Below are 17602 nucleotides of genomic sequence, written 5' to 3'. Positions count from 1 at the left end.
ATGCCTCTAAAGGGCCGTCCGAGACCAGGACGTTGATAGGCAGGGTGTGGAAGCGCTGTGAGGCGTGCAGCTAACCTGTACTAATGACCCGTGCGGCTTAACCATACAACACCCAAGAAGTGTGAGAGACTTGCGGTCTCAAGAACGAATTCATCAAAACGCAGAAAATTGCTCCTGCATTTTCTGCATTCCCGCCATCCCTGGCGGTCGCTTCTTCCGAATTACAGTTTTATGCCTGGCGGCCATAGCGTTGTGGAACCACCTGACTCCATGCCGAACTCAGTAGTGAAACGCACCCGCGCCGATGATAGTGTGGCAGCTGCCATGTGAAAGTAGGTCACTGCCAGGCACTCTAATTTAGTACTCCTGACTATACAGCTTTATGCGGAGCGGTAGTTCAGTTGGTTAGAATACCGGCCTGTCACGCCGGGGGTCGCGGGTTCGAGTCCCGTCCGCTCCGCCATCATCAAAAAGCCCTGACCTCACGGTTGGGGCTTTTTTCATTTCTGCTTCGCGACCAAGCGCCCTTCGGTCGCTGGGTCGCGGCACTGGCCGTGCGCGTTGAGTCCCGTCCGCTCCGCCATTACTCAAAACCCCAGCCGATTGGCTGGGGTTTTTTCGTTTTGGAGCGCAGGTCTTGTTCCTGAATAGAGGAAGGCCTGCCTGCAGTTGCCAAGCATGAGTATCAGATAGGGACTTCGGTGGTGTATTTCATATTATCGAGCAACAGGTAGCTTTCCGCCGAGGCGACATTGGGAATGCTTAGAACCCGTTCGCTGAGAAAGTTAGAATAAACTTCCAGGCTGGATGTCACAATTCTCAGTACCACATCCTTGTCGCCGGCAATAGCCCAGCATTCGGTGACTTCCGGATACTGTTCAACATGTAGCCTGAATCGCTCCTTTTCTTCTCGGCTGACATTGTGCACCTTGATAATCACCAAGGCATGAATATTAATGCCCAGTTTCTTGTGGTTCAGCAGCGCCACATAATGATGAATATAACCGTCCTGCTCCAGGCGCTTGACCCGACGATGGCATTGGGAGGGAGAGAGACTGACCTGCTCGGAAAGCTGGGCATTGGACAGGGTGGCGTCGTGTTGTAGCAGCTGCAGAATTTTCAGGTCGAACTTGTCAAGAGCGTGCATCGGGTAAATATCCTTGTCTTCCATTGCCCCGGCATACGACAGGTTACTACCCAGGCTCTCGCAGTTTAACTAAAGCCTTGATGTATTAACAGCGGCAGATAGAGTGCATAGTACTCGCCTGTTTGCAGGCCTGTTTGCAGGCCTGTCGGGGCCTGGCGCCATGATGAGAGCCGGACCGCAGCACACCCTGAGTGCGAGCGAAGGAGTTCAGAACAGGTGGTTTCATGTAAAAGGGATGAAAAACTGCTATACAGCATAGCTACGGCAGGAGCAGACCGGATTACTCTACATAACGATAAAAATAAAAGATGGCGTCATCAGGATAGCCACATGCATGTCATGGCCGACGCCATCTCCTCGCCGTCGTAGCTTTCTATAACAAGATACTTTTCAGTTACGCTACAGAAACTTAAGCCACTTTTCTGAGTTTGGCCGCAACCTTACCGTCTTTGGTCAGGCTGAACAGATCCCGGGGATCGTCCAGCTCGGGTACCAGCTTGATGAAACTGCCAAGTCCGTCCTGCTCTGCCAGATCAAACAACAGGCGCAGGGCCGAATAATCTTCCAGTGCGAAACCGACCGAATCGAAGATGGTAATTTCGTCGGCATTGATACGACCGGAGCGATTGTCGGCGATCAGCTGCCACATCTCGGTTACCGGATGGTCGGCGGCCAGTTGTTGAATATCGCCCTCGATGCGGGTTTGTGGTTCATATTCCACGAAAATGCTGCCCTGACGCAGGATATCGGCGTGAATTTCGGTTTTGCCCGGGCAATCGCCACCCACGGCATTGATATGCACACCGGGGCCGACCATGTCGGGAGTGAGGATGGTGGCCAGTCGCTTGTCGGCGGTCACGGTGGTGATAATATCGGCTCCCTCACAGGCTTCCTTGGCAGAGCCACAAGGGGTCAGAATCAGGCCCTCTATATCCGACAGGTTCTCGGTGAATTTGGCGGTGGCGGTGGGATCCACGTCGAAGCAGCGAATTTCCTTGATGCCCAGTACCTTGTGGAAGGCCAGCGCCTGGAACTCACTCTGGGAGCCGTTGCCGATCAGTGCCATGACACTGGCATCGGAGCGAGCCATGTATTTGGCGGCCATGACCGAGGTAGCGGCGGTGCGGATGGCAGTGGTCAGAGTCAGCTCGGAAAGCAGCACAGGGTAACCGGTAGCCACATCGGCCAATACCCCGAAGGCCATGACCGTCGGCAGGTTGTATTCGATATTGTCCGGATGGCCGTTAACGTATTTGAAGGCATATTGCTCTTTATCCGACACTGGCATCAACTCAATCACACCGATGTCGCTGTGGCTGGCCAGCCGGGCTGATTTTTCGAAGTCATTCCAGCGGCGGTAATCCTGTTCAAGATACGCCACCATTTTTTCAATCAGCGTCTCTACACCTGTTTTGCCGATATAGTCGCTCAAGCCGGGAACATCAATAAAACGCGTCATCTTCTTTACCTTTCAATTATGGAATACACAGGGAATAACCGTTGTTCTTAGCAGGCAATAAAGCCGTGTTGCCACAGGGATTCACCCAAGGTGCCACAGTGGTCTTCAATCGCCTGCGCTCCCTGCAGGCATATTTCGTCATCCAGGGGGGCACCCACCAGCTGTACGCCAACCGGCACGCCGTTATGCAGCCCGGTGGGTACGCCTGCAGCAGGCAGGCCCAAGGCATTGATCATCAGCAGAAAGCGCTGAGCCTTAAGGATGCGAGCAATCTGATACGGCTGGGTAAAGTCCAGATCATTGGCAAAGGCCTGTTCGGCAGATACCGGCATCAGCACCAGATCGTACTCGTTCAGCAGCAGGCTCCAGGCCCGGCGAATCCGGTTGCGCTCGGCCATGTCCTGCATGGTGCTTGCCAGGGTAGGCTCACCGAAAAAGTCCCGGTAGGCATTCACGGTACGAATCACCTCACTCGAACCGTATTGCTCCAGCTCCTGTTGTTGCATCGTTGCCACTTCGGCCATGGCGAGCCGGCCCCAGATTTCAGACATCTGCAGGGCATCGGGCAGGCTTACTTCTTCCACCCTATGACCGGCGGCGATCAGTGCTTCGCGGGCCTGCTCCATGGCACCCTGTACGGCGGGAGAAATACCTTCGCCGAAGGGATCTGGCTGGTAGGCAATTCTGAACGGCGCTTTTTTAGCGCGACCACTGTCCTTGGCCGGTGACCAGTCCGCATCGAAAGCGCTGAAGCGGGACATGGCGGCCAGCCCCAGGCGTACATCCGCCACCGAGCGGGCGATGGGCCCTTGTACCGACAGCAGCTGGGAAATCGGGGGCCGGCCACCGGCGGCGCTCGGGTTGCCGTTGGCGATACGGCCAAAGGAAGGGCGAATGGTGGCGACACCGCAGCAATAGGCCGGGTGGCGCAGCGAGCCGCCCATATCATTGCCGTGGGCGATACAACCTATGCCGGCAGCGACGGCAGCAGCAGCGGCGCCGGAGGAGCCCCCCGGCGTCACGGTCGGGTCCCAGGGGTTGAGCGAAGTACCGTGCAATTCGTTGGAGGTAAACCAGCGGATGCTGAATTCCGGGGTATTGGTCAACCCGAGAATAATGGCGCCATCCTGCTTCAGGTTGGCGATGACAGGGGCATCCTGAGTGGCAATATTGTCCTTGAAGGCGACCACGCCGTCGGAGTTGGCCTGACCCGCCAGATCCATATTGATTTTGGTGGTGACCGGCACCCCGTACAGGGGAGGCAGTTCGGCGAGCTTGCTGCGCTTGTTGTCCAACTCTCGGGCCAGGGCCAGGCTCTGCTCAGGTAGCTGTACCGGTACTGCGTTGATCCTGGGGTTGATTTCATCCATGCGCCTCAGGTGGCTTTCCACCACTTCCACACAGCTGACATTACCGTCTCTGATGTTCCGGGCGGTGTCGGCCGCACTCCATTTCCAGATAGCCATGGCTTCTGCTCCTTTTATTAAACGGGATAATGAAGGGCCAATCTCTACCGGCCCTTTGGTATTTGGGATTAGTGCTTGCTGGTGGAGGCCTTGCCTGTACTCACCGAAACCGAATTTGGACGATGGGCGGCATCGGTACTGGCGACATACTCGAGGAAGCGGTGTCTCTCATCACGGATCATCGGTGCCAGCATCACCAGTCCGATAATGTTGGGGATACAGATCAACACCACCAGGGTATCCATCAGGCTGACGATCAGTTCCAGCTTTACCAGAGCGCCTGCGACAGTCAGAACCAGAAACACCGACAGATACAGGCCTGACACCAGCCGGCTGTTGCCGAACAGCATGCTGCTGGCTTTCAATCCGTAGTAGCAGGCCACCAATATGGTCGAGAAAGCGAACAGGAACAGGCATACCGCCAGCACCACTGGGAACCAGGGCAGTACGCTTTCATAGGCGGCGGAGGTCAGCGCTACCCCGTTCAGGTCTTCCTGGGTATAGGTGCCGGTCACCACGATGACCAGTGCCGTCATGGTGCAGATGATAACGGTGTCGATAAAGGGCTCGAGCAGTGCCACATAGCCTTCGGCAGCCGGGTGGCGGGTCTTGGCGGTAGCGTGGGCGATGGCGGCGGTACCCATGCCGGCCTCGCTGGAGATCATGGCGCGGATAAAGCCCTGGGTAACCGCTCCCCAGATACCGCCGGAGACACTGTCCAGACTGAAGGCGGCGTCAAATATGGTGGCCAGAGCGGCGGGAATCTGATCGTAATTGACCAGTAGCACCATGAGTGAGGCCGAGATATAGATGATGGCCATGACCGGTACCAGTTTTTCGGTAGTACGGGCGATGCTTTTGATACCGCCGACAACGATTACCCCGACCATCAGGGCAATCAGCACACCGAACAGCCAGGCATTGCTGCCGAGGAAGCCAGTTGCGCCACCGCTGACGCTGACCACCTGGGTGTAGACCTGATTCACCTGATACATATTGGTGGATACGAACGATGCCAGCATGATGGCCAGTGCAATAAAACCTGACAGAAATAGGCCTGTTCGAGGCAGCCCTTTCTCGGCGAAGCCCTGTTTGATGTAGTGCATGGGGCCGCCAGACACCGAGCCGTCCGCATGCAAGATGCGATATCTTACTCCCAAAGTACATTCTGCAAACTTGGTGGCCATGCCCAGGAAACCGGCCACTATCATCCAGAACACGGCACCGGGGCCGCCGATGGCTATGGCGATGGCGACGCCGGAAATATTGCCGAGGCCCACGGTCACCGACAGCGCCGAGGTCAGTGCCTGAAAATGGGTCACTTCACCGGGGGCCCGAGGATCGTCGAAGTCACCCCGTATCAGCCGGTAGGCGAGCCTGAGTGAGCGAAACTGCAGAAACTTGAAACGGAGGGTGCAGAACAGGGCACCGCCAATCAACCACAGCACGATCACCGGGATGGAAGATTCTCCCAGAGGGATGCTGTAAAACACGATACCCATCAGTTGGTAGATGATTTCTGTCAGCAGACTAACGGAGGTCTCCTCCGGGGCTGCAGAAGCAATGCTTGGCAGTAGCAAGAGCAAGAGCAGTATCCCGAACGAGGTAGTAGCTTTCATAGTGACTCTCCTTGAGCATGGCCGGATGATAATCAAGACGGCCTTCCATAATTCGTCGTGCTGGAAAATGTGACATTCAGGTTAAGCAAATATTAACAAACCCCCCCTGCCAAAATTTCGCGTTAAGGAGGGGGAAACGAATGAGTAGTGGAGGGATTATTTCGTCACAAGGAGCAGTGATGAAAAATTTTTGCATCGATGATGCTGCTTGTAACAAAAGCGTTGCCTGAAAGCGGGGCGGCGCTCAACCGTGTGTAAGACAGGGGCGGCCTGCCGGCGCTCCAGGCACGGATATTTCAGTGTGTAGCCAGGCGGCTCAGGTAGGGCTGAAGCGAGAAGCCAAGCTGCTTGCTGAGGGACCATTCCTGATCTTTCAGGGCCTTGGCATTGGTTGTGGCGGCGACGGTGCCGGCGAACACCACCCAGTTACCGCTGCTGGTCAGGCAGGAGCGCACATCACAAAAGCGCGTGTGCAACTGCGCCATAAATTCATCACTCTGATGGCAATCCCAGCAGTTCAGCACCAGCCAGCCACCGGCTTTCAGCTGGCGACGGCAGTTATCAAGAAACCCGGCCGAGAACTGCTCACCTTCCGCATCGTCGGCGTTATACAGATCGCTGAAAATCACATCCAGCTTTTTGCCCTGATAATCCCGCATAAAGGCAAAGGCATCGGCCCGATGCAGCTGCATCCGTTTCCCCTGAGGTAGCTGAAAGTAACGCTGTGCCGCTTCCATCACCGCAGGGCGCAGCTCCACCACCTGCTGCTTGAGACCGGCCACACCGGCATGCAGACAGCTGTTCAGGGTGCCGGCACCCAGCCCCAGGGTCAGGGTGTGCTTGGGCGTATTGAACAACAGCACCAGCAACATGGCCCTGACGTATTCAAGCTGTGGTACATGAGGCTCACTCTTGTGCCAGCTGCTCTGGGCATCGGGGCCGCCAAAACTCAGGGTGCGCATGCCTTCCGACTCCCACACGAGAATCGGGCCGTATTCATCCTGCGCGCTGAAAATTTCCTGCATAGAAAACCATTACCGCCAAACCGGCATTATTTGAAAGAAACAAGCCCCGGCCAAATGACCGGGGCTTGGGTTGTTCGGACCGCTCAGTCCAGCAGTGCCTGGGCAATTTGCTGCCACTCTTCTTTGGTAGAACACTTGGGGCGTTTCTTGCCGGCGCGGCCATACCAGTAGTCGGCGTTCCACAGTACTCCTTCCACATGATGCAGATAGGCGTGCACCCAGGCGGAAGGCTGGTCGCCGTTGTCACGAATGCACTCGTGGGCTTCTTCCCACTGGCCATTGGCATCGAGCCAAAGGGCGGTGAGGGCATCGGACAGGCCGGCGGGTGGCCTGGGCTGGTTGAGTGAGGCGTGAAAGGCCTTGAAGTTCATCTGTGGCTCCCTGCGGGTGTAGTAAAAACTTGATGAGGGTCACAGTTTACCACAGCCGCTTTCTGAGCAGGATATCATGACGGCGACGGGTATAATGCTCCGCAGAGCATTTTTACCACAGGAAGACAGGGATGAGCAGCAACCCACATTCGGGGCAGGCCTTTCATGAGCTTATTCTGGGCGGCGCCCGTTCGGGCAAGAGCCGGCTGGCGGAGCGGCTGGTGCAGGTCAGCGGCTGGCCGGTCACCTATATTGCCACCGCCACAGTAAAAGACGATGATGAAATGGCCGGGCGCATTCGTCACCATCAGGCGCGCCGGCCGGATCACTGGGGCCTGGTGGAAGCGCCCTTGGGGCTGGCAGGGGCCCTGCAGCAGCATGCGGCTGCAAACCAGTGCCTGCTGGTGGACTGCCTGACCCTGTGGCTGACCAACCTGTTGCTGTGTGAAGACGAGCGGCGGCTGGAGCAGGAAAAAGCGGCGCTGCTGGAAACGCTTCCTTTATTGCCGGGGCGCATTGTGCTGGTCAGTAACGAGGTAGGGCAGGGCATAGTGCCCATGGGAGCATTGTCGCGCCGTTTTGTGGACGAGGCCGGCTGGCTGCATCAGGCGCTGGCCGAGCGCTGCCACAGAGTGATCTTTACCATTGCAGGCCTGCCCCAGGTGCTGAAAGGCCCGCCGCTGTAAGTTATTGAGTATTCACCATGGTGAATTCCTGGCCCAGCCGGCGAAAGGCGTTCAGCACCAGGCCATTGTCACGTATTTCCAGATAGTGCAGGTTGCCATCGGCATTCAGCACCAGGGTCAGCTGCTGGCCTGCCTGCAGCCGGCTCAGGGGTTTGTAGGAAGGCTCGGCACGGACCAGGGCAATCAGATCCTGACCGGGCAGCTGCCAGCTGCGGAACAGGGCAGACAAGGTCTCGCCGGGAGCCAGTGTATGATCAAGACGCTGGCCGCCGGTGGGCACATCGATAATGCGTTTGTCGGCATCGCTCAGGGGCACCGTCAGGCTGCCGGTCACCGGCGCATCGGGCGCTGGAGGCACCGGCTGCCAGCCAAGCAGCACCAGCCAGGCCGGAATTAATATCAGCAGGCCCAGCCGGTGCGGGCGTGGAAAGCCCCCCAATGCACTCAGAAATCGTCCCAGGCCTTTGCGGGCGGGAAGTGTAAAACGGTTAACGTGGGCTCCCAAGGAGTTGTGTTGGCGGCGTTTGCCGGTGCCTGTGGTTCTGGTCATGATCCCCCCTCTCTCGCGGCAACAAGTGTATCCAGCCCCCGCTTACTCCACAAGCAAATGAGAAGGGCTGCAGGCAAACTGAGCTGCACAAGGTGTGCCTGCGACAAGGCGTTTCACCCGTGCCGTACGGGTGTTAAAATAGCCAGTGTTTCACTTCTACGAGGCCTGTTTGGCCCCTTCACTCAATCAAGGCAGAAAGAATGACAGTTAAAACACGGTTCGCCCCCAGTCCTACCGGCTTTCTCCATGTAGGCGGTGCCCGCACGGCCCTGTACTCCTGGCTTTACGCCCGTCACCAGCAGGGCGAGTTCGTACTGCGCATCGAAGATACGGATCTGGAACGCTCCACCCAGGAAGCCATCGACGCCATTCTGGAAGGGATGAACTGGCTGGGCCTGACCTGGGATGAAGGCCCCTATTATCAGACCAAGCGTTTTGACCGCTACAACCAGCTTATCGATCAGTTGCTGGAAGAGGGCAAGGCCTACAAGTGCTATTGCTCCAAAGAGCGTCTGGAAGGCCTGCGTGAACAGCAGATGACCGCCGGTGAAAAACCCCGTTACGATGGCATCTGTCGTGATCCTGATAATCATGGCGATGCCGATGCGCCCTATGTGATCCGCTTTAAAAACCCGGACGAGGGCACAGTGGTGTTTGACGACCACGTGCGCGGCCGCATCGAGATCGCCAACGACCAGCTGGATGATCTCATCATTCGCCGCACCGATGGTGCCCCCACCTACAACTTCTGTGTGGTGGTGGATGACTGGGATATGGAGATCACCCATGTGGTGCGCGGTGAAGATCACATCAACAATACTCCCCGTCAGATCAACATCTACAAGGCCCTGGGCGCGCCGGTACCGGAATTTGCTCATGTGTCCATGATCCTGGGCGACGACGGCGCCAAGCTGTCCAAGCGTCATGGTGCGGTCAGCGTGATGCAGTACCGGGACGACGGCTACCTGCCCCGGGCCCTGCTCAACTACCTGGTGCGTCTGGGCTGGTCTCACGGCGATCAGGAGATCTTCAGCCTGGAGGAGATGATCTCCCTGTTCTCTCTGGACGCCATCAGCAAGTCGGCTTCTGCCTTTAATACCGACAAGCTGTTGTGGCTGAACCAGCACTACATGAAAACCCTGCCTGCGGAAGAAGTGGCCGGCCACCTGGAATGGCATATGCAGGAGCAGGGTATCGACTATTCACAGGGCCCGGCCCTGGCCGAGGTGATCAGCCTCTACGCCGAGCGTTGCCACACCCTGAAGGAACTGGCGGCCCAGAGCCGTTACCTGTATGAAGACTTCAGCGAGTTTGAAGCCGGTGCCGCCAAGAAGCATCTGCGCCCGGTGGCGGCCGAGCCTCTCGAGCTGGCCCGTGCCAAGCTGGCAGAGCTTGCCGACTGGCAGCCGGCTGCCATTCACGAAGTGGTCAATGCCGTGGCTGCCGAGCTGGAGCTGGGCATGGGCAAGGTGGGCATGCCGCTGCGGGTCGCCGTCACCGGCATTGGCCAGTCACCGGCCATCGATGGCGTGATGGCGCTGCTGGGCAAGGACAAGGTACTGGCCCGCATCGACCTGGCGCTGGCCTTTATCGCCGAGCGCGCCAAAGGGTAAACCTGTAGGCCCCGATTTATCGGGGCAAGGGTGCTGCCTGCAGCGTGGCTTGCCCGAATAAATTCGGGCCTACAAGCTATCGGAGCAGAACGGCGTTGTCTGTGAACAACGCCGTTTTTACAATTCCCCATTCCCCATTCCCCATTCCCTGTCAAAACGCACATTTTCCAGCCTTGTTGTTCAAAATTCGTCTGGTTGAACAATTTTTTTTATTTGCTTGTTGACTCTGAAAAGCCCTGTGCCTATTATGCGCCTCGCTCGCAGGGACAAGGTCTCTGAGGCGACTTGAGCGGGGCTATAGCTCAGCTGGGAGAGCGCTTGCATGGCATGCAAGAGGTCCGCGGTTCGATCCCGCGTAGCTCCACCACTCAAGTCGAGAGCTGTTTCTGCCAAATGGGGCTATAGCTCAGCTGGGAGAGCGCTTGCATGGCATGCAAGAGGTCCGCGGTTCGATCCCGCGTAGCTCCACCAGGCGGCAGAAACAAACACCAGTAAAACAGCATTGTTTTGGGGCTATAGCTCAGCTGGGAGAGCGCTTGCATGGCATGCAAGAGGTCCGCGGTTCGATCCCGCGTAGCTCCACCAAAACAATCTGACCCAATTCGGGGCTATAGCTCAGCTGGGAGAGCGCTTGCATGGCATGCAAGAGGTCCGCGGTTCGATCCCGCGTAGCTCCACCAAATTTCAAAAAGCCGCAGTCAAACGACTGCGGCTTTTTTCGTTCTGGCCTTTTGTCACTCAACTGCGCACAATGAAAACAAACTCGAACGAGACTGTTTTCATGGAGCACTTTGATCAGATCCTTGAGCGGGCCAGTGCCCGCCATGGCGGTGAAGCCGCCCTGCGCCGGCTGATTGCCACTCCGCTACTGAGCGCCAGCGAGCTGGCCGCCATTCCCGATGATCGCTGGTTGTCTTCCTTTACCATGAGCCTGTTTCAGTCCGGCTTTGTCTGGAAAGTGATACAAGACAAGTGGCCGGACTTTGAACGGGCCTTTTTTGGTTTTGATCCTCACAAAATGCTGTTGCTGGACGAACAGCACCTGGACCGGCTGAATCACGATGCCGGCATTGTGCGTCACGCGAAGAAGATTGCCGCCGTGCCGGTCAATGCACAAATGGTGCTGGAGCTGGGCCAGCACCATGGTGGCTTTGGTGCCTTTGTGGCCGCCTGGCCCAAGAATGATGTGGTGGGTCTGTGGCAGCAAATCCGCAGGCACGGAAAATTGCTGGGGGGCAATATCGCCCCCTATGCCCTGCGCCGGCTGGGGGTGGATACCTTTTTGTTTACCGGGGATGTCAGTGCCTATCTGCAGCATCACGGCGTGGTGGACGCGGCCCTCGGCAGCCAAAAAGGCATGAACCAGGCTCAGGTGGCCTTTAACACCTGGCGGGAACAAAGCGGTCTGAGCCTGAGCGAGATCAGCAAGACCATCGCCTTTTCCATGGGTTAAGGTGTGAGGTAAGGGGCAAGAAACTCACTTACCTGCTGCGCGATCAGTGGCTGGGCGGCGGCGGTGGGATGAATGCCGTCGTCCATCATCATGCCATTGCGGCCGATCAGCGGCGCCACAAAAAACGGCAGCAACGGCAGTTCATGATCCTGTGCCAGCCGGCTGAACACTCGCTCAAACTGCCGCAGGTAGCGCCGGCCATAATTGGGAGGCAGCTGAATATCGGTGAGCACCACCCGGGCGCCGGCTTTTCTGGCCAGGGCAATCAGCCGGTCGAGATTACGTTCAATCAGGCGGGGCGGCAGACCGCGCAGGCCGTCGTTGCCACCCAGCTCCAGCAACACCAGGCTGGGCCGGTGGCGCTGCAACAGGGGCGGCAGCCGTTGCAGGCCTCCCTGCGTGGTATCGCCGCTGACACTGGCATTGATCACTGTCACTCGTCGGCCTTCCCGCTGCCATTGCTCGGCCAGCAGATGAGGCCAGGCCTGCTCCGAACGCATGCGATAGCCGGCACTCAGGCTGTCGCCCAGAATCAGCAGGGTGTCGGCCAGTACGGCAGACGGGCCCAGAACAATCAGCAACACAAGGATCCGTAGCATGACAACAGCATCTCCCATTATTCGCGTGGTGGATCTGGCGCACAGGGTCAGCCTGGGCGATGAGCACCTCACCATCCTTCAGGGTGTCAACCTCGAAGTCAAGGCCGGCCAGAGCCTGGCGCTGGTGGGCGCCTCGGGCTCGGGCAAGTCGACCCTGCTGGGGCTGCTGGCGGGGCTCGATACCGCCAGCCAAGGGAAAATTCATATTGCCGGCCAGCCCCTGCACCAGCTTGATGAAGAGCAACGGGCAGCGCTCAGGGCCCGGCACATCGGCTTTGTGTTTCAGTCCTTTCTGCTGCTGCCCACCCTCACCGCGCTGGAAAACGTCATGCTGCCCGCCGAGCTGAAAGGCGGCAACGGCAACCGGGAGCGGGCGATGGCGCTGCTGGAGCAGGTGGGCCTGGCGAACCGGGTGCGGCACTTTCCCGCCCAGCTGTCCGGAGGCGAGCAGCAACGGGTGGCCATTGCCCGCGCCTTTATGACCGAGCCCGACATTCTGCTGGCGGATGAGCCTACCGGCAACCTGGATCACCAGACCGGCGGCCATATCATCGAGCTGCTGTTTGAGCTCAACCGCCAGCACGGCACCACCCTGATGATTGTCACGCACGATGATTCCCTGGCCGGCCGTTGCGAGCGCCGCATGCTGATGACCGCCGGTCGTCTGGAGGAGCAGCATGGCTAGCCTGGGCTGGAGGCTGATTCACCGGGAAGTGGCCAGCGGCCCGCTTCGGCTGTTTGTGCTGGCGCTGGCGCTGTGCGTGGCCAGCATTCTCAGCGTGACCCTGGTGGCGGATCGGCTTAACGCCGCGCTCAAGGTGTCGGGACGGGACTATATTGCCGCCGACCGGGTGCTGAGCGGCAGCCGGCCCGCCGAGGCTCATTGGCTGGCCGAGGCCCGGGAGCGGGGTCTGCAGATGTCGGTGGGCCAGTTCTTTAACAGCGTGCTGTTTGCCAACGAGCAATTGCAGCTGGCCAGCATTCGCGCCGTGGATGATGCTTTTCCTTTTTACGGCGAGCTGGTGCTGGCGCCCTCGGGGCCGGTGAAGCCGGGTCATATCTGGCTGTCGGCCCGCTTGCTGGCGCTGTTGCAGGTCAGCCCCGGAGATATGGTGGAGCTGGGCAATATTACATTGAATGTGGCCGGCGAGCTGGTAAGCGAGCCGGATCAGGGCTTTTCGCCCTTTTTGCTGGCCCCCAGAGCCCTGATGCACCTGGATGACGTGGCCGCCACCGGCATCTTTATGGAAGGCAGCCGCAGCCGTTACCGCTATCTGTTCAAGGGCGACGACAACACCCTGGCAGACTACGCCCGCTGGCTGGAGCCGCAGTTGCAGCAGGGCCAGCGCTGGCGCGGCCCCGATAACGCCGACACCCCGGTGGCCCGCTCCATCACCCGGGCAGAGCAGTTCTTTCGGCTGGCCTCGCTCACCGGTGTGCTGCTGGGCATTCTGGCCATGGCCATTGCGCTGGGTTATTTCTCCCGCCGGGAACAGGATCGCATCGCCCTGCTCAAAACCCTGGGGGCAGGACGGCGGCAGCTGCTGAGCTGGCTGGCGCGGCTGCTTTCGGGGTTGATGCTGCTGGGGGCCCTGCTCGGTGCGGTGGCGGGTTATGGGGTGCATCAGCTGATTTTGCTGGCCCTGGGCGAGGCCATGGCGCTGCCGTTACCACCGCCGTCACTTCAGCCCTTTGCAGTGGCGGGCGGACTGGCGCTGCTTACCACCGTCATGCTGTCGGTGGTGCCCATGTTGCGGCTGCTGGGGGTGCCGCCGCTCAGAGTGCTGCGCAATGAGGCCGAAGCGCGCATCTCCCCCTGGCTCAGCGGCGGCATTTTGCTGGCGGGCACAGTGGTGCTGAGCTGGCTGTTCGCCGGCAGTCTGGGGCTGGCCGCGGGCCTGTTGCTGGGGCTGCTGGCACTGGGCGCACTGCTGGGTGGCCTGTGTCGGGGCCTTTTGGGCCTGGCCCGCTTGCCCAAAGGCAGTGTGGCGTTCCGGCTGGCGCTGAGCCGGCTGAACCGGGCCAGGCTGGCTACCCTGCTGCAGTTTGGCGGCGTGGCGCTGGCGCTGTTTCTGGCCAGCCTTTTGTGGGTCGTGCGCGCTGAGCTGACCGACGGCTTTCTGGCCCGGCTGCCGGCGGATACCCATAACCGCTTTTTGATCAATATCGCCGACACCGATCTGGAACCGGTGCGCCGGCTGCTGAGTGACAACGGGCTGGATTCCTCCCGCTTTTATCCCATCGTACGCGGACGCCTGGTGCGAGTGAATGACGTGCCGGTGGCAGAGATCAACAGCGAACGGGGCGGTGGCCTGGGGCGCGAGCTCAACCTCACCTGGAGCGCAGAGGTGCCCGAAGGCAACCGTATCGTTGATGGTCAATGGTCGGCGGCCGCCGGCGGCGTGTCGGTGGAAAGCGGGCTGGCGGAGCGGCTCGGGCTTGGGCTGGGCGATCGGCTTACGCTGGATCTGGCCGGGCAGACGGTGTCCGCCGAGGTGCGCAGTATTCGCGAGGTGGACTGGGACAGCATGAAGCCCAACTTCTATCTGGTGCTGAGCCCGGATGTGCTGGCGGAATATCCGGCGGCCTGGATGGCGAGTTTTTATCTGCCCGACAGTCAAAGGACGGTGGAAGTGGAGCTGATCCGCGCCTTTCCCACCATTACCGTGTTTGACGTCGACGCCCTGCTGCAGCAGTTGCGTACCATTCTGGCCCAGGTGAGTCAGGCACTGCTGGTGATCATGGCGCTGGTGACCGGGGCCAGCCTGCTGGTGCTGCTGGCTCAGGTTGAAGCCACCCTGGAAAGCCGCCGGCGCGAGCTGGTGCTGCTGCGCACCCTGGGGGCGGGTAACCGCCTTATTTGTGCCTCGTTGCGCTGGGAGTGGCTGGGCGCCGGGCTGGTGGCCGGTCTGGCGGCGGCGCTGGCGGTGGAGCTGTGTGTGGCGGTGCTGTTGCCCTGGTGGCTGGACCTGCCCTGGCAACCGCACCCGGGCTTGTGGCTGGCATTGCCGGCGCTGGGAGCCGGCCTGCTGCTGCTTACCGGCCGTGCCGGCGGCCTGCTCAGTGGCGCGCTGATGAACCGGTTACGGCAGTGGGGATGATCCCTTCGGGGAGCTGTAAGCCGGAAGCTGGAAGTTAAAAGCCAAGCGTAGGTTGCCGATGAGCGAAGCGAATCGCAACATCAAGCCGGCTGCGAACTGTTGGATAGACAGCCTGTGCAGGCCTGGCGCGCTCGGGGCGACTCGCTCCCACGCTTCTGCGTGGGTCTTAACACCTCGGCGTACTCAGGGTTTCTTTCAGGGCCTTGTCGAGGGTGGGGTAGCGAAAGTGAAAGCCGGCCTGCTGCAGCCGCACCGGCATCACCCGCTGGCCGGTCAGCAGCAGATCGGCCATCTCGCCAAACAGCAGCTTCATGGCCCAGGCCGGCACCCGGGCGAAATGGGGCTTGCCCAGGTTGCCGGCCAGGGTTTTGCTGAACTGGGCATTGGTCACCGGCTCCGGGGCGGTGGCGTTATAGGCGCCGCTGCATTCCTCGTGCTCCAGCAAAAACAGGATCAGGTTGACCACGTCTTCAATGTGGATCCACGACATATACTGCTTGCCCGAGCCGATGGGACCGCCCAGACCAAAGCGGTAACTGGGCAGCATTTTCACCAGAGCGCCGCCCTCGGCGCCCAGCACCACCCCCAGACGAATGCGGCACACCCGGGTTTGCTCGGTTTCGGCCCGTTGCGCCAGCTCTTCCCAGCGGGCACACACTTCGTGGCTGAATTCCGGATGGGGGTTGGTATCTTCATCCACCAGGGTATCGCCCTGACGGCCGTAAAAGCCCACCGCCGAGCCGCTGATCATCACGGCGGGTGGGTTGCTGCCGGCTCTTATTTTTTCCACCAGCTTTTCGGTGAGCTGCCAGCGGCTGTGGCAGATGCGCTCTTTCTGAGCAGGACTCCAGCGTTTGTCTGCAATGGGTTCGCCGGCCAGGTTGATAACCGCATCAAAGCGATCGAGATTGGGAAGGTCGTCAAGGGAAGAGAGGGCTTCAATATCATGGCCCAGACGCTGATACACCTTATTGGGTGAACGGCTCAGTACTGACACCTGATGGTGCGGACGCAGGTGGCTCATCAGGCGGCTGCCTACAAAGCCGGTTCCTCCGGTAAGCAGTATCTTCATCACAGGCTCCTTCAAATGGCGGGGCCAGAGTGGCCCCGCGCCAGTGCAGGTTATCCACATTATCTGTGAGTAAGTCTGTAGATTACCCCACCTTGTCAGGATAGTTGATTGATCTTAATAAAAAAATCAGAGGCGTGCAGGGATCCGGCAGGATCACTTCAGCGCGGCGAGAGCGCTCTCATAGTCCGGCTCATTGGTCAGCTCGGCCACGCGCTCAACATGGGTCACCTTGCCATCTTCGTCAATGCATACCACGGCACGAGCAGAGAGGCCACGCAGGGCGCCGTCGCTCAGGGCCACGCCGTAATCGGTCAGAAACTCGGTGTGACGGAAGGCGGAGGCCACCTGCACGTTTTCCAGACCTTCGGCGGCGCAGAAGCGGCTGCTGGCAAAGGGCAGATCCATGGACACGCACAGTACCTGAGTGTTGTTGAGATCGGCGGCCTTTTCATTAAAGGTGCGCACGCTGGCGGCACATACGCCGGTGTCCACGCTGGGGAAGATGTTCAGCAGCACTTTTTTGCCCTTGAAATCACCCAGTTTGATATCGCTCAGATCGGCGCCGGTCAGGGTGAACCCGGGGGCGGCCTGGCCTACAACGGGCAGCTGGCCGGAAACGGAAACGGAATTACCCTGAAAAGTAACGGATGACATTGAGACTCTCCTGATGATTACTGGTTGTTGGTGATTGGTTATCAGTATGAGTGACTAAGGTAGCAGTTTTCCGCATCGGGCACAGCTTTTATCGTGCCTCAGGCGCCGTCGATAAAGGACTTGTCCAGCTGCCGGAATGCCTGGTCGAGGGTCTCTCCCAGCTCAAAATAGCGGGGGCGGGATACCGGCTCCTTAACCTGGCCGCCGGCGGCGGCAATTTTTTCGTGTATCTGCAGATACCACTCCCTGAGTGACGGCGGCAAACGGGTATCGGCCCGCCTTCCCAGCCAGTAATAGCCCTGCATCGGCAGGCTGGCCAGAAACAACACAGAGGCCACTACACTGGGCCAGTATTGAGGGGCACCAAACTGAAACTGCAGCAGCAGGCTCAGGGTGATCAGCGCAGGCATGGTGCGCACACCAAAGCGGGTAGCGGCCATGATACGGTTCTCGGGGAACAGGGAAGCCAGCCGGCGCTCTCTTGGCCAGATGCTCAGGTACTCCTGGCCACGATGCAGAGTGTGAGTAAAGGGACCCATATGTCCTCCTGATGATGATCATTCTTGTAGCTAAATTACAAAATGACGATGCAGGTCAAAAAAAACACCTCGGCTGACTGTTATTTTACCACAGACAAACAGGTAATATCTGTCACCCTGATGGCCGGCCGAAATGCCGGTCGTGTTATGGACGATTCCGGCCACACTGCCCTTTGGTAAGGCGCCTTTCTCAAGGATAGAGTTAAAGTGATATTTATTGCTCGTAAGTTCGGCGAGCAAGTAACTTT

16 protein-coding genes, 5 tRNA genes and 2 rRNA genes are annotated in these 17602 nt (G+C 59.1%); 12 read left to right on the top strand and 11 right to left on the bottom strand.

The window, feature by feature from the left end:
- From DA373_RS06695 to DA373_RS06685, 3 genes are all read left to right on the top strand, one after another.
- A 23S ribosomal RNA gene (locus DA373_RS06695) occupies positions 1 to 105 on the top strand; the annotation flags it as partial.
- 129 nt (positions 106 to 234) lie between these two features.
- Positions 235 to 349, top strand: a 5S ribosomal RNA gene (rrf, locus tag DA373_RS06690).
- A gap of 37 nt (positions 350 to 386) precedes the next feature.
- Positions 387 to 463 (top strand) — tRNA-Asp (locus DA373_RS06685).
- Between the two features lie 222 nt (positions 464 to 685).
- On the opposite strand, the gene DA373_RS06680 is transcribed toward DA373_RS06685, so the two are convergent.
- The 6 genes from DA373_RS06680 to DA373_RS06655 all read right to left on the bottom strand — a co-directional run bounded on the left by DA373_RS06680 (position 686) and on the right by DA373_RS06655 (position 7087).
- Positions 686 to 1147, bottom strand: a complete 462-nt coding sequence (locus DA373_RS06680; protein WP_198650259.1) for an Lrp/AsnC family transcriptional regulator — start codon at positions 1145 to 1147, stop codon at positions 686 to 688.
- Positions 1148 to 1556: 409 nt separating this feature from the next.
- Positions 1557 to 2606, bottom strand: a complete 1050-nt coding sequence (locus tag DA373_RS06675; protein WP_107851550.1) for an ornithine cyclodeaminase — start codon at positions 2604 to 2606, stop codon at positions 1557 to 1559.
- Between the two features lie 47 nt (positions 2607 to 2653).
- Complete coding sequence (locus tag DA373_RS06670) at positions 2654 to 4072, bottom strand: amidase (protein WP_107851549.1); 1419 nt, start codon at positions 4070 to 4072, stop codon at positions 2654 to 2656.
- Positions 4073 to 4140: 68 nt separating this feature from the next.
- Positions 4141 to 5565, bottom strand: a complete 1425-nt coding sequence (locus tag DA373_RS06665) for an alanine/glycine:cation symporter family protein (protein ID WP_198650258.1) — start codon at positions 5563 to 5565, stop codon at positions 4141 to 4143.
- A gap of 422 nt (positions 5566 to 5987) precedes the next feature.
- Positions 5988 to 6716: a spermidine synthase gene (locus tag DA373_RS06660; RefSeq protein WP_107851547.1), complete on the bottom strand. Its 729-nt coding sequence runs from the start codon at positions 6714 to 6716 to the stop codon at positions 5988 to 5990.
- Between the two features lie 83 nt (positions 6717 to 6799).
- Positions 6800 to 7087: a hypothetical protein gene (locus tag DA373_RS06655; RefSeq protein ID WP_107851546.1), complete on the bottom strand. Its 288-nt coding sequence runs from the start codon at positions 7085 to 7087 to the stop codon at positions 6800 to 6802.
- Between the two features lie 131 nt (positions 7088 to 7218).
- Here DA373_RS06655 and cobU point away from each other — a divergent pair, with 131 nt between their 5' ends.
- Positions 7219 to 7773 (top strand): bifunctional adenosylcobinamide kinase/adenosylcobinamide-phosphate guanylyltransferase, encoded by a 555-nt coding sequence (gene cobU / locus DA373_RS06650; RefSeq protein WP_107851545.1) that lies wholly within the window; start codon positions 7219 to 7221, stop codon positions 7771 to 7773.
- A gap of 1 nt (position 7774) precedes the next feature.
- On the opposite strand, the gene DA373_RS06645 is transcribed toward cobU, so the two are convergent.
- Positions 7775 to 8323 carry a LysM-like peptidoglycan-binding domain-containing protein gene (locus tag DA373_RS06645; RefSeq protein ID WP_107851544.1) on the bottom strand — a complete coding sequence of 183 codons (549 nt, stop codon included), beginning with the start codon at positions 8321 to 8323 and terminating at the stop codon, positions 7775 to 7777.
- Positions 8324 to 8523: 200 nt separating this feature from the next.
- Here DA373_RS06645 and gltX point away from each other — a divergent pair, with 200 nt between their 5' ends.
- From gltX to DA373_RS06615, 6 genes are all read left to right on the top strand, one after another.
- Entirely contained in the window at positions 8524 to 9936 is a 1413-nt protein-coding gene (gene gltX, locus DA373_RS06640) for a glutamate--tRNA ligase (RefSeq protein WP_107851543.1), read from the top strand.
- A gap of 291 nt (positions 9937 to 10227) precedes the next feature.
- A tRNA-Ala gene (locus DA373_RS06635) sits at positions 10228 to 10303 on the top strand.
- Between the two features lie 28 nt (positions 10304 to 10331).
- A tRNA-Ala gene (locus DA373_RS06630) sits at positions 10332 to 10407 on the top strand.
- A 38-nt stretch (positions 10408 to 10445) separates the two neighbouring features.
- Positions 10446 to 10521 (top strand) — tRNA-Ala (locus DA373_RS06625).
- Between the two features lie 19 nt (positions 10522 to 10540).
- Positions 10541 to 10616: transfer RNA gene (locus DA373_RS06620), tRNA-Ala, on the top strand.
- Positions 10617 to 10717: 101 nt separating this feature from the next.
- Entirely contained in the window at positions 10718 to 11389 is a 672-nt protein-coding gene (locus DA373_RS06615) for a DNA-3-methyladenine glycosylase I (protein WP_157953692.1), read from the top strand.
- On the opposite strand, the gene DA373_RS06610 is transcribed toward DA373_RS06615, so the two are convergent.
- The gene (locus DA373_RS06610; RefSeq protein WP_107851541.1) at positions 11386 to 11988 is read right to left on the bottom strand and encodes an arylesterase; all 603 of its coding nucleotides are present in this window, start codon (positions 11986 to 11988) and stop codon (positions 11386 to 11388) included. The two genes, DA373_RS06615 and DA373_RS06610, sit on opposite strands and share 4 nt — an antisense overlap.
- Between DA373_RS06610 and DA373_RS06605 the strand changes: the two genes are divergently transcribed.
- Together DA373_RS06605 and DA373_RS06600 are read left to right on the top strand one after the other, a co-directional pair.
- Positions 11987 to 12673: an ABC transporter ATP-binding protein gene (locus tag DA373_RS06605; protein WP_107851540.1), complete on the top strand. Its 687-nt coding sequence runs from the start codon at positions 11987 to 11989 to the stop codon at positions 12671 to 12673. The genes DA373_RS06610 and DA373_RS06605 overlap by 2 nt on opposite strands.
- Positions 12666 to 15089, top strand: coding sequence for an ABC transporter permease (locus DA373_RS06600; protein WP_107851539.1), 2424 nt, complete (start codon positions 12666 to 12668; stop codon positions 15087 to 15089). Before DA373_RS06605 ends, DA373_RS06600 begins: the two co-directional genes overlap by 8 nt.
- Positions 15090 to 15255: 166 nt before the next feature.
- On the opposite strand, the gene DA373_RS06595 is transcribed toward DA373_RS06600, so the two are convergent.
- From DA373_RS06595 to yfbV, 3 genes are all read right to left on the bottom strand, one after another.
- Positions 15256 to 16161 (bottom strand): TIGR01777 family oxidoreductase, encoded by a 906-nt coding sequence (locus DA373_RS06595; RefSeq protein ID WP_107851538.1) that lies wholly within the window; start codon positions 16159 to 16161, stop codon positions 15256 to 15258.
- 153 nt (positions 16162 to 16314) lie between these two features.
- Positions 16315 to 16815 carry a thiol peroxidase gene (tpx, locus tag DA373_RS06590; protein WP_107851537.1) on the bottom strand — a complete coding sequence of 167 codons (501 nt, stop codon included), beginning with the start codon at positions 16813 to 16815 and terminating at the stop codon, positions 16315 to 16317.
- A 98-nt stretch (positions 16816 to 16913) separates the two neighbouring features.
- Positions 16914 to 17354, bottom strand: a complete 441-nt coding sequence (gene yfbV / locus DA373_RS06585) for a terminus macrodomain insulation protein YfbV (RefSeq protein ID WP_107851536.1) — start codon at positions 17352 to 17354, stop codon at positions 16914 to 16916.
- Positions 17355 to 17602: the final 248 nt, after the last annotated feature.

Origin of the sequence: Oceanimonas marisflavi (genome assembly GCF_003049725.1) — a bacterium.
Lineage (GTDB): Bacteria > Pseudomonadota > Gammaproteobacteria > Enterobacterales > Aeromonadaceae > Oceanimonas > Oceanimonas marisflavi.
This window is presented reverse-complemented; position numbering and strand designations above follow the sequence as displayed.

What these genes read in the sequence shown, in the direction of transcription:
- cobU (WP_107851545.1), top strand. Translation starts at nt 7,219, where the DNA reads ATGAGCAGCAACCCACATTCGGGGCAGGCCTTTCATGAGCTTATTCTG.
- yfbV (WP_107851536.1), bottom strand. Translation starts at nt 17,354, where the DNA reads ATGGGTCCCTTTACTCACACTCTGCATCGTGGCCAGGAGTACCTGAGC.
- DA373_RS06615 (WP_157953692.1), top strand. Translation starts at nt 10,718, where the DNA reads ATGGAGCACTTTGATCAGATCCTTGAGCGGGCCAGTGCCCGCCATGGC.
- gltX (WP_107851543.1), top strand. Translation starts at nt 8,524, where the DNA reads ATGACAGTTAAAACACGGTTCGCCCCCAGTCCTACCGGCTTTCTCCAT.
- tpx (WP_107851537.1), bottom strand. Translation starts at nt 16,815, where the DNA reads ATGTCATCCGTTACTTTTCAGGGTAATTCCGTTTCCGTTTCCGGCCAG.
- DA373_RS06660 (WP_107851547.1), bottom strand. Translation starts at nt 6,716, where the DNA reads ATGCAGGAAATTTTCAGCGCGCAGGATGAATACGGCCCGATTCTCGTG.
- DA373_RS06670 (WP_107851549.1), bottom strand. Translation starts at nt 4,072, where the DNA reads ATGGCTATCTGGAAATGGAGTGCGGCCGACACCGCCCGGAACATCAGA.
- DA373_RS06675 (WP_107851550.1), bottom strand. Translation starts at nt 2,606, where the DNA reads ATGACGCGTTTTATTGATGTTCCCGGCTTGAGCGACTATATCGGCAAA.
- DA373_RS06595 (WP_107851538.1), bottom strand. Translation starts at nt 16,161, where the DNA reads ATGAAGATACTGCTTACCGGAGGAACCGGCTTTGTAGGCAGCCGCCTG.
- DA373_RS06610 (WP_107851541.1), bottom strand. Translation starts at nt 11,988, where the DNA reads ATGCTACGGATCCTTGTGTTGCTGATTGTTCTGGGCCCGTCTGCCGTA.
- DA373_RS06655 (WP_107851546.1), bottom strand. Translation starts at nt 7,087, where the DNA reads ATGAACTTCAAGGCCTTTCACGCCTCACTCAACCAGCCCAGGCCACCC.
- DA373_RS06605 (WP_107851540.1), top strand. Translation starts at nt 11,987, where the DNA reads ATGACAACAGCATCTCCCATTATTCGCGTGGTGGATCTGGCGCACAGG.
- DA373_RS06680 (WP_198650259.1), bottom strand. Translation starts at nt 1,147, where the DNA reads ATGCACGCTCTTGACAAGTTCGACCTGAAAATTCTGCAGCTGCTACAA.
- DA373_RS06645 (WP_107851544.1), bottom strand. Translation starts at nt 8,323, where the DNA reads ATGACCAGAACCACAGGCACCGGCAAACGCCGCCAACACAACTCCTTG.
- DA373_RS06600 (WP_107851539.1), top strand. Translation starts at nt 12,666, where the DNA reads ATGGCTAGCCTGGGCTGGAGGCTGATTCACCGGGAAGTGGCCAGCGGC.